The sequence below is a fragment of the Microvirga sp. P4_G7 genome (genome assembly GCF_056401005.1).
The window spans coordinates 1-9968 of record NZ_JBFUKD010000060.1; the positions used below are offsets into that span (position 1 = coordinate 1).

The 9968-nt window shown below is 59.0% G+C and carries 8 protein-coding genes and 1 pseudogene; 5 read left to right on the plus strand and 4 right to left on the minus strand.

Features of this window, described 5'->3' with window-relative positions; translation table 11 throughout:
* A pseudogene (locus tag AC1DT3_RS05160) lies at positions 1–246 on the minus strand (sugar ABC transporter permease); the annotation flags it as partial.
* A 313-nt stretch (positions 247–559) separates the two neighbouring features.
* On the opposite strand from AC1DT3_RS05160, the gene AC1DT3_RS05165 reads away from it, so the two are divergent.
* Positions 560–1843 (plus strand): ABC transporter substrate-binding protein, encoded by a 1284-nt coding sequence (locus AC1DT3_RS05165; protein WP_477464174.1) that lies wholly within the window; start codon positions 560–562, stop codon positions 1841–1843.
* On the opposite strand, the gene AC1DT3_RS05170 is transcribed toward AC1DT3_RS05165, so the two are convergent.
* A complete protein-coding gene (locus AC1DT3_RS05170) occupies positions 1833–2861 on the minus strand; it encodes a succinylglutamate desuccinylase/aspartoacylase family protein (protein ID WP_477464175.1) in 1029 nt (342 codons plus the stop codon). The genes AC1DT3_RS05165 and AC1DT3_RS05170 overlap by 11 nt on opposite strands.
* Positions 2858–3886, minus strand: coding sequence for a 1-aminocyclopropane-1-carboxylate deaminase/D-cysteine desulfhydrase (locus AC1DT3_RS05175; protein ID WP_477464176.1), 1029 nt, complete (start codon positions 3884–3886; stop codon positions 2858–2860). The genes AC1DT3_RS05170 and AC1DT3_RS05175 overlap by 4 nt, the downstream gene beginning before the upstream one ends.
* 426 nt (positions 3887–4312) lie before the next feature.
* On the opposite strand from AC1DT3_RS05175, the gene AC1DT3_RS05180 reads away from it, so the two are divergent.
* Both AC1DT3_RS05180 and AC1DT3_RS05185 read left to right on the plus strand, forming a co-directional pair.
* Positions 4313–5212, plus strand: a complete 900-nt coding sequence (locus AC1DT3_RS05180; RefSeq protein WP_477464177.1) for an SIS domain-containing protein — start codon at positions 4313–4315, stop codon at positions 5210–5212.
* On the plus strand, positions 5209–6711 hold the full coding sequence (locus AC1DT3_RS05185) for a M81 family metallopeptidase (protein ID WP_477464178.1): 1503 nt from the start codon (positions 5209–5211) through the stop codon (positions 6709–6711). The genes AC1DT3_RS05180 and AC1DT3_RS05185 overlap by 4 nt, the downstream gene beginning before the upstream one ends.
* 46 nt (positions 6712–6757) lie before the next feature.
* Here the strand turns inward: AC1DT3_RS05185 and AC1DT3_RS05190 are convergent, their stop codons facing one another.
* The gene (locus AC1DT3_RS05190) at positions 6758–7753 is read right to left on the minus strand and encodes a LacI family DNA-binding transcriptional regulator (RefSeq protein ID WP_477464179.1); all 996 of its coding nucleotides are present in this window, start codon (positions 7751–7753) and stop codon (positions 6758–6760) included.
* Positions 7754–8013: 260 nt separating this feature from the next.
* On the opposite strand from AC1DT3_RS05190, the gene AC1DT3_RS05195 reads away from it, so the two are divergent.
* Both AC1DT3_RS05195 and AC1DT3_RS05200 read left to right on the plus strand, forming a co-directional pair.
* Positions 8014–9126 (plus strand): ABC transporter ATP-binding protein, encoded by a 1113-nt coding sequence (locus AC1DT3_RS05195; protein ID WP_477464180.1) that lies wholly within the window; start codon positions 8014–8016, stop codon positions 9124–9126.
* A 27-nt stretch (positions 9127–9153) separates the two neighbouring features.
* The coding region (locus AC1DT3_RS05200; RefSeq protein WP_477464181.1) for an ABC transporter substrate-binding protein at positions 9154–9968 on the plus strand (815 nt) is incomplete at its 3' end.

Consider the following 9968-nt stretch of genomic DNA (forward strand, 5'->3'; position numbering starts at 1 on the left):
CAACACCACTATGACGGTGTTGCGTAGGGCGCGCCAGAAATAGGGATCGCTCAGGACTTTGGCATAGTTGGCAAGGCCAACGAATACGGGTTGCTGTCCGAACGACGATTCCGTCAAGCTAAGCCAGAAGACGTAAATCGCCGGAATGAAGATGATGGCTCCGATCAGGGCGTGAACGGGCGAGATCAGCCAGAATGCTGGCCAGGGAGCCGCTCGGCGATTGGTCGGCTGGTCAGTCGCGATCATGCGGGACAGCACTCGATCTCGGCTCGGCACTGCCGTTCAAATGTGTCCATTGCTACCGATCGATCCTCTGACGGGTGAGGCGGCCGCCTCGACGGCCGGCCCACCACCGATCCTTCAATGTAGTAAAAATAAAAAATCATTCCATTGCAAGTCAGTTTTTGGTTGATTGAGTCGTGAAATTGTAACTAATCTACAATGGTGCGACATAAGAAACGGTCGCCGGTCCATGCTAAGCTGACGTAGCGTAGCGGTGCATCCGGAAGCAAAAAGACGGCGCGCGCTCGGAGATTGTTCAGATCGGGAGGTATTCACCATGTTCGTGACTAGACGAGGCATTTTGGCCGGCGGTGTAGCCGCGGCGACGTTGCCGGCCCTGGGCGGTCTGGCTCGCGCCGAGGGCAAACAGATCAACGTGTTCGCCCATCGAGTGTTGCAGAACGTTTCGAATGGCACCAAGGGCGGGGACGTAACGCAGGCCTTCACCAAGGCGACGGGCGGCACGGTCAACTGGGTGACCTTCGAGACGGGCCCGTTGCATGACCGTCTCTTCCGAGAAGCATCACTCGGCGAGTCGACGGTCGACGTGGCGTTCATCCTAAATACCTACGCCACACCCCGAGTCGCCTCCCTGTTCCAGCCGCTCGACGCCTACATGGCGAAGGATCCGATAGACGACGTGAAGGATATCTTCCCCGGACTCGTCCAAGGCGTGACGATGGACAACAAACTGTACGCAATGCCATTCCGGCATGCGTCAACGGGCTTGCATTACAACGAAGAGATTTTCGCCGAACGGGGCATCAAGGGTCCACCGCAGACGATGGAAGAACTCGTCGAGGTCGCCAAGAAGTGCACCTATACGCGGGCCGACGGCACGCCTGTCATTGGAATGATTCTCCCAGGTGTCGCATATCCGGAAGTCATCGCCGTGGCGCGCGCTTGGGATGCCGATTTCATTACCCCCGACATGAAAGTCGTGGCCAATTCGAAGGCGATGGTGGCCGCGCTTACGGTCATTCGCGATCTCTACACGGCAKGCGCCATTCCGCGAAATCTCACCGGAATGAAGGCGGAAGATGCGAATACCTGGATGCAGAACGGTCGGGCGGCGATGGCTGCGAGCTCCATGAGCCGCAATGGGCTCTACAACGATCCTGCAAAATCGCAGGTAGCTGGCAAGATCAAGACGACGTTCTTTCCTGTGGCTCAGGAGTTGAAGGGAAAATACGACGTCGCTCCTACGAAGGTCGAGTTCTGGAGCATGGCGATCCCGAACAACTCCAAAAACAAGGATCTCGCTTGGAGCTTCATCAAGTCCATGTCGGCCAAGGAAGCGACGCTGGCGGCTGCGCTCAATGGAAATGGCCCGGTGCGAAATTCAACCTATGACGATCCGCGCATCAAGTCGGAACTTCCTTATTCCGAAGCGGAGCGGAAAGTTCTGAAAGTTTCACGCGTGCCACTGCCGGCCTTCGACAACGCTGCACGTGCTGCCGACTTCTTCAAGGAAGAGGCGGAAGCAGCCGTTCTGGGGATGAAGAGCCCGCAACAGGCGATGGACGATCTCACCGTTCGCGTTCAGAAGCTCATCGGCTGACGAGCGATATCCGATCGATGTCCACGCCCAAATGGACGAGGACATCGCCTTGTTCTGCAATGGCCGGAACACGTCTGCACAACACCGTGCCGCCGGCGGAAAAAAAGATGTCCTCCGGCGGTCGCTCGGGCCGCTCCGGATCGGACAACCGACCGGCAAGATCGCCGGGCTGGACATCGTCGCCAAGCGAGAAGGCTGGTTCGAAAAGACCGCGCCCGGGAGAGCGGACGAAATGCGCGGCATCGATGGCAAAAAGGCGTGTCGTGGCAGTTTCGTCGGGTCGTCCCAAAATGCCCATGTGCGCGAGACAACTTTTGAGACCCGCGCGCGCGATGCGCAGCGTCTCGCGAGTAACGCCCCCCGACCCGCCAAGTTCGGTCGCCATGGCGACGACACCTCTGTCGAGCGCTGTCGCTACCAGCGTGCCGCTGGCCTCTGGACGTCGCACGATTGCGGTTGTCGGAGCTCCGAAGGCCAACAGCAAATCGATGACGCGATCTGCCAAGATCCGATTTTCGGGAAGGCGTCCGAATCYGCACGGTAGATAGTCGAGCGTGCTGCCGCCGCTATGGAAATCCAAAAGGAAATCTGCCTCGGCCAACAAGAGCCGCGTAATTCCTTCAGCGATCTGACTGGTCGGCCCGACATTCGACCGTCCCGGAAACAGACGTGCCAGGTTACCACCGTCGAGCGGGGACGTACGCCGGCCCGCAACCGCTGCAGGAGGATTTGCGCAGGGGACGATGATGACACGTCCGCGGATATCAGAGGGCCGAAGGCTTCGCGCCAATTCCCCGAGAACGATCTGACCCTCGTACTCGTCGCCATGGACGCCACCCGTCAGCAACGCTGTCGGGCCGGGACCATTGTTCACGACGATTACGGGGACGACGATTTGACCGTACGCGGACCTGTCCGTCGACCACGGAAGGCGCATGGCGCCGGAGAACCGTCCGGCTTCGTTCAGGGGGATGTCCAGTTTAGCAAGACCGGTTCCCGCCCCATCGTCGAACTTCATGCCGCTTCACCAGTATTGAATACAGATGCGTGCGTGAAGAGACCAGGCGTTCCGCCGGAATGGAGGAAGGTGATTGATTGGTCGGGTCTGACGAGACCGAGGCGAATGGCAGCAGCGATTCCAGCGAGACCTTTGCCGGTGTAGACCGGATCGAGGACGATACCCTCGGTGCGTCCGGCGAGTCTAACCGCATCGATGCTCGCCGGAGACGGCTTCCCGTAGCCGGGACCGATTTCACTATCGACAATGTCGAAATCGTCCTCATGCAAACGCACATCGAGTGCGAGGTGCGCTGCCGCGTCCGCAGCCGCTCTGACGATCCAGGGCTTCAGCCGTGATGCCGGTTGTTGAGCACTGACGCCGATCAGCCGTGTCGGGCACGACAGATGCTTGAAGCCGAGCGCGAGGCCGGCGAGTGACAGTCCTGAACCACAGACGACAACCATCGCTTCAGGAGGTCCGAAATCGCGGCCGAAATCCTGGATCAACTCGGCGGCGCCCGACATCCATCCAGCGACGGCGACGGGGGCGCTCACGCCTGTCAACTGGACAACATAGGGCGTTCGACCTCGGGAGCGGTAGTCATCGGCGATATCGACCAGCTCATTTTTGATCGTCGGATCCCAAGGATCCGTTGCATTCGTGAATGTGACGGTCGCGCCGAAAATCTGGTCGAGAAGCAGATTGCCGACGAGCGCCGTTCCCGTCGCCGCGCGTAGATGCAGATGACAGGAAAGTCCCAGTTTTGCCGCCGCCCCCGCGAGCGATCGGCAGAAATTGGATTGGCTTGCAGCCGTGGTGACAAGCGTATCCGCGCCACTGGCAATCGCATCCGCCAGAATGAAGTCGAGCTGACGCAACTTATTTCCGCCGAGGGCGTAGCCGGACATGTCTTCACGCTTGATGGCAAGGCGTGCGATGCCGAGCGCGGCGGCGAGTTTCGGGGCGTCCTCGAAGGGCGTCGGAAGTCGGGCGAGGGAAAGGCGGTCGAGCCCCGTCGTCGCGTCCCGAACAATCTGCGTCATTTGTTTGATTCCCGCTGCCCGGCCATCGACTCAGTCACGCCGAATTTTGACACTTTGCGTGACTAGGTAGATTAATTACACTGAGCTGTACGGTCAACAGTCGGCAGTGGAATTGGGCGCTTAGCGGGTTTAATAAAAAGGAATGTAGGTTCGTTAGATTGCATCGATCTGAAAGTAAAAATAAATCAAAATAGGTGTATGCGGGCGCTCTTTCTTTTGTATCCACCTGTCCCTGATGTCGCCAATTGTCTCAATCGAAATTAATGCGATCAGACAAGTGTGCTATGCTATCGTTAAGTTGAGATGTGTGCTCGAAGAGAAAACGGAAAAGCTTGAATGCGCTGCGATGATTGGATTTTTGAGTTCGGAATAAAACTACGTCCGGTGAGTTGCGTCACCGTCCCCGATCGGTGAGGAGCATTGACGATGGGCGAGACCAACAGGTTCCTCGAAACCCTTGCGGCGAAGCGGATCGACCTCTCGCCGTCGGAACGGCGCGTGGCAGACTTCGTCCTCGACAGCCCCGAGCAGGTCATCCGGATGTCGATTGCGAAACTCGCCGACGCGGTCGGCGTCAGTCAGCCGACGGTCCTGCGTTTTGTTCGGGCGCTCGGGCTAGAACGGTATCCTGAGCTCAAGCTGCTCACTGGCCAGAGCATCGTATCGGGTACGCCGTATCTACATAGCGCCGTCGAACCCGAGGATCGGTTGGACAAGATTGTCAGCAAGATCTTCGACTCGAGCATCTACGTCCTTAGTACCGTTCGTCAGTCCGTCGATCAGGCCGCCTTGGCACGAGTGATCGCGACGCTCGCGAAAGCGCGCCGCATCGACTGCTATGGAACGGGTGCAGCGAGCATCCTAGCCATCGAAGCGCAACACAAACTGATGCGCCTCGGGATTCCGGTGGTGACTTACGGTGATACGCATCTTCAGCGGATGGCGGCCGCAACTCTCCAGGCAGGTGATGTCGCGTTGTGCTTTTCGCATACGGGAGAGGTTCGAGACACGGTCAAGATGGCCGAGAAAGCGCGCGAGGTGGGTGCGCTCGTCGTGAGTATCACCCGGCCAGGTTCGGCCTTGGCTGATGCAGCGGACATTCTTCTCGCGGTCGACGCAAAGGAAAACACGGAAGTCTACGCCCCGATGACGTCTCGCATTGCGCACGCTGTCCTGATCGACGTGATCGCAACGGCACTGGCCCTTCGCTTCGGTGAGCCCATGCTCAAGCGCCTGCGTGAGGTAAAGGACAGTCTCGCGGATTTGCGATTGCCACCTCGTGCCCCCGGGAGCGAATCGTCAAAACCGAACAGGCGTTCGCGATGAGGGTGTTCGTCGCCTCGCTTGCGACCGAGACGAATACGTTCTCGCCGCTCCCGACCAACCGTGCCGCGTTCGAAGACGCCTTCTATGCCGCGCCTGGCGAGCACCCGGATACACCCACCCTCTGTTCCGCTCCATTTGTTGCGGCGCGGCGGCGAGCGGCGCTGGGCGAGTTCACACTCATCGAAGGAACGGCGACCTGGGCGGAGCCGGCCGGTCTCGTCAGCCGCTCTGCATTCGAATCGCTGCGCGACGAAATTCTCGGTCAGTTGCATGCTTGCTTGCCGATCGACATCCTCCTGTTCGGCCTACACGGCGCAATGGTGGCAGACGGATACGACGATTGCGAGGGAGATCTACTCGCACGCGCTCGCGCCATTGCCGGATCCGACGCGGTAATCGGAGTCGAGCTCGATCCACACTGCCACTTGAGCGATGCGATGGTCGCTGCATCGGATGTCATCGTGACCTTCAAAGAGGTACCGCACACGGATTTCCTCGAGCGTGCGGAGGATCTCGTCGATCTCTGCCTTCGTACGGCCCGGGGCGAGATCGATCCTGTGATGACCGTGATCGATTGTCGTGCGATCGCAAACTTCATCACCAGCCGGGAACCAGGGCGCTCGCTGATCGACAGGATCAAACGACTGGAGGGGCGGGACGGCATTCTAAGCATTTCTGTCATTCACGGTTTCCCCGCGGCAGACGTCTTTGACGTCGGAACGAAGGTGTTGGTGGTCAGCGACGCCGCGCCGGAACAAGGCGAGGTCCTGGCGCGCGAATTGGCACGGGATGTGTTGGGTTTTGGCGCGAATCGGCTGCCACCGATGCCCACGACCCGCGAGGCGATCGAGGCTGCCATGGCCGTTGAGGGCGGACCGATCGTCCTTGCTGATCGCTGGGACAATCCCGGCGGGGGAGTGCCCGGCGACAGCACCTTCCTCCTCGAAGAACTGATCAATCGACGAGATATTTCGGCCGCTATTGGCGCAATATGGGACCCGGTCGCTGTCGGCTTCTGTGCCGCAGCGGGCATAGGAACCAAGTTGGCGTTGCGGATCGGGGGAAAGGTCTCGGCAGGCTCCGGTTTACCCGTCGATGCAGTCGTCGAGATTACAGCGGTTATGCGCGATCTCGTGGTTCCGTTTGAGCAGAGTTTGGTGTCGCTCGGATCGGCTGTCGCTGTGCGGATCGGCGACCTCCATATTGTATTGTCGTCCAAGCGAGCGCAGACATTTCATCCGGACGTCTTTCTCAATCTGGGAATCGATCTGACGCGGAAGAAAATTGTGGTCGTGAAATCAGCGAGCCATTTCTACGCGGCCTTCGCCCCCATTGCCAAAGAGATCATCTATGTGAACTGCGGTGGCCCCTATCCACCGGATYCGGCGAGAATACCCTACACCAAGATTCGCCGTCCGATATTGCCATTGGATGCCGATGCCGGCATCGAAGTGGCCTCGCGCCAGGGCGGGCGGCGTCGCGGGGTTCGAAGCCGATAAGAGATCGCGTTCGCCAACGGACCAAATGCGGATCTCATTTCCCGAGTTATTGGCGCACGGTCGACCGTTCGATGAGTTCCGCTTGCAAGACGCGATGGACAACTCTGCCGCCGCCCAAACCGTCATCGCGCTCGATCGCCTCAATTACCGCGGCGGTCAGAGCTTCGATTGGTTGTCTGATTGTCGTTAAGCGATAGGCTTCCCATTCTGCCTGCGGGATGTCGTCAAAGCCGACAATCGACAAATCTTCGGGAACACGGAAATTCATCGTTCGAGCTGCATCGAGAAAGCCGAGAGCGAGAAGGTCGGTAACACAAAAGACGCCGTCGATCTCATGCGCGAGGAGAAGTTCGCGTGCTGCTTGCGCGCCCGCTTCGTATGTTGTTTGTCCCTGTGCCCAAATAGCGGGCTCCAGTCCAGCCTTGAACATCAACTTCAGAAACTCGTTTCGACGGCGCGTCTGACTTTGGGTGCGCGCGCTGCTGCTCACCACCGCGGGCCGCTTGCATCCGGCCCGCAGCAGCCGTTCAACGGCGAGTCTGACGCCTTCGATGTCGTCGCTGCGGATGGTATCGGTCTCGACATCGGCTTCGCGGTTCACAAGGATGACCCGAACACCGTTGGCGAGGCATTCGTCGATGATTGCGCTCGGTGGAGCACCAGACATCAAGACGATAGCGCGCGCGCGGAACTCCAAAATGCCCTCGATGAGAGGACCGAGATCGTGCTCGGCATCTGCTGCGTTGAGCAGAAGACATTGCATTCCTCTGTTGAGCAAACCGCGGCTCAAAGCGTCAAGTTGCTGGGCCGCGAAGGGAGTCGAGAGGTTGGTGCCGACGACACCGACCAAGCGCGATTGCTGACCTTTCAGATCTTGAGCAAGCCTGTTCACGCGGTAGCCCAGGACACGGGCGGCTTCCTCGACCTTGGCCCGAACGTCGGCTGAGACGCTCGCCCCTTCAGTGAAGACACGCGACACCGTCGATCTGGATACCCCCGCCGATTGTGCAACGCGCTCTGCTGTAACAAAATTTCTCGTCATGATCTCGTCACTACAACAAATTCAAGGTCGACGCATCGGGTTTAACGCGCTTGGCAGACTTTGTGAACACGTGACCAAATATCGTGTCATTCTCAGAAATTGGCTTTCTATTAGGAGCGCGCTCTACGCGGACTAAAGTAGTCATCGCACTGTAATGAAAGGCAGTTTTATAAAGCCATCAGCGATCTTGCGAATTCTGCACGCGTGTGCAAACATGCACATAACGAGGTCTCGCGATAAAGCGGGGCACTGGAGGAGAAATGGCGCATCTCAACATTTCCGGGGTGACGAAGCGTTTCGGCGACCTTGAGGTTCTGAGCAACGTCTCGCTAGACGTGAAGGACGGCGAATTCATCGCCGTGTTGGGACCATCGGGTTGTGGAAAGACCACGCTTCTTCGGCTCGTCGCCGGCTTTGAACAGCCCCAAAGCGGCACAATCTCGATTGGAAGCCGCGTCGTTTCATCCGCCAACGTCCAGGTGCCTCCAGAGGCGCGGAACATCGGCATCGTATTTCAGTCCTACGCGTTGTGGCCGCACATGACCGTCGCCGAGAATGTTGGATACGGTCTGAAGGTCGCAAAAATTGCCGGGCCCGAACGGGACCGGCGGGTTTCAGATGCACTCGCCCTTGTCGGTCTGACCGGCTACGGCGAGCGCCCTCCGGCGATGCTCTCTGGTGGTCAGCGGCAGCGTGTGGCGCTGGCGCGCTGCCTTGTGACGGCTCCCTCGCTTGTACTTCTCGATGAACCGCTGGCCAATCTCGACGTGCACCTTCGCGCCTCGATGGAGGACGAGTTCGCCGACTTTCACAAGCGGACCGGCACGACAATGTTCTACATCACTCACGATCAGGCGGAGGCAATGGCGCTGGCCGACCGGATCGCTGTCATGGATAACGGCGTGCTGATGCAATTGGCGACGCCCAAGGAGCTTTATCGGGAGCCCGCAACCGAGATGGTGGCGGAATTCATTGGGCAAGGCCTCGTTCTTCCAGCCGAGATCGTTGCCGCTGCCGATGGTCCGCATTGTGTGGCGCGCTTCCTTGGCGTCGATATCGATGTTCGGTGTGCTCCAGGTCAGCGTGGTACGCTGGACGCGCGGCTGTGTCTGCGCCCGCGCGAGCTGAGAATGGCCGCTCCGGGTGAGACAGGCATCCCGTGCCGAGTTACTCGCGCAATTTACCAGGGTGGCTATTTCCGCATCGACGCCAAGCCCGACGCCGCGCCGGATCTGACATTCGTGCTTCACCAGAATGATCATGTGCCGGTCGAGGTCGGACAGGCCATCACGATTGCCGTCTCGGACGGTTGGGTAATTCCAAATCATACGATCGCTGCTGCACGCCCGCGTTTGCATGCGGTGGCCGCCTAGACAATTAAACCAAGGGGAGAAACGATCATGAAAAATGCTACGTTCCGCGCCTTTCTTACGTCGCTGTCAGTCTTGGCGGCCGGTTCCGCATGGGCTGCGCCAGGCGGAAAACTTGTGCTCTACACTTCACAAACGCCGGAAGTCGCCCAGCAGACAGTCGACGCGTTCAAGGCAAAGTATCCTGACGTCAATGTCGAATGGATTCGCAACGGAACCGCACAGCTGATGAACGTCCTTCGCGCGGAAATCGCCGCCGGAGATGTCAAACCAGACGTGCTGTTCGTCGCCGACACCATCAACATCGGGCAGCTCAAGCAGGAGGGCCGTCTGATGACCTACGCGGAAGCTCCCATAGCTGCTTATGACAAGTCGTTTCACGATGCCGACAAGATGTATTTCGGCACCAAGATCGTCGCGACCGGAATTGCATACAACACCAAGACGACGCAGCGTCCGTCGAGTTGGTCGGCTCTTCTGTCGCCCGCCGCGAAGGGGCAGGTTGCGGTGCCTAGCCCGCTCTTCTCGGGTGCTGCGCTGAACCATTTGCACACGGTCGCCGATGACCCGCAGATCGGGTGGAAGTTCTATACCGATCTCGCGAAAAACGGAGTTGCCCCGGTCGGCGGAAATGGACCCGCACTGAATGACGTTGCCGGTGGTCGCGCCATCTACGGAATTATCGCCGACGGCGATGTCATGCGTGCCAAGGCAAATGGATCACCCGTTGATTTCGTCTATCCGAAGGAGGGGGTGTCATTCATCACCGAGCCTGCCGCCATCATGAAGACGGCCCGCAACCCGGAGGCTGCGAAAGCGTTCGTCGACTTTCTCCTGTCCAAGGA

Coding starts and splice junctions, on each gene's coding strand:
- AC1DT3_RS05195 (WP_477464180.1), top strand. CDS start 8,014: ATGGCGCATCTCAACATTTCCGGGGTGACGAAGCGTTTCGGCGACCTT.
- AC1DT3_RS05180 (WP_477464177.1), top strand. CDS start 4,313: ATGGGCGAGACCAACAGGTTCCTCGAAACCCTTGCGGCGAAGCGGATC.
- AC1DT3_RS05175 (WP_477464176.1), bottom strand. CDS start 3,886: ATGACGCAGATTGTTCGGGACGCGACGACGGGGCTCGACCGCCTTTCC.
- AC1DT3_RS05190 (WP_477464179.1), bottom strand. CDS start 7,753: ATGACGAGAAATTTTGTTACAGCAGAGCGCGTTGCACAATCGGCGGGG.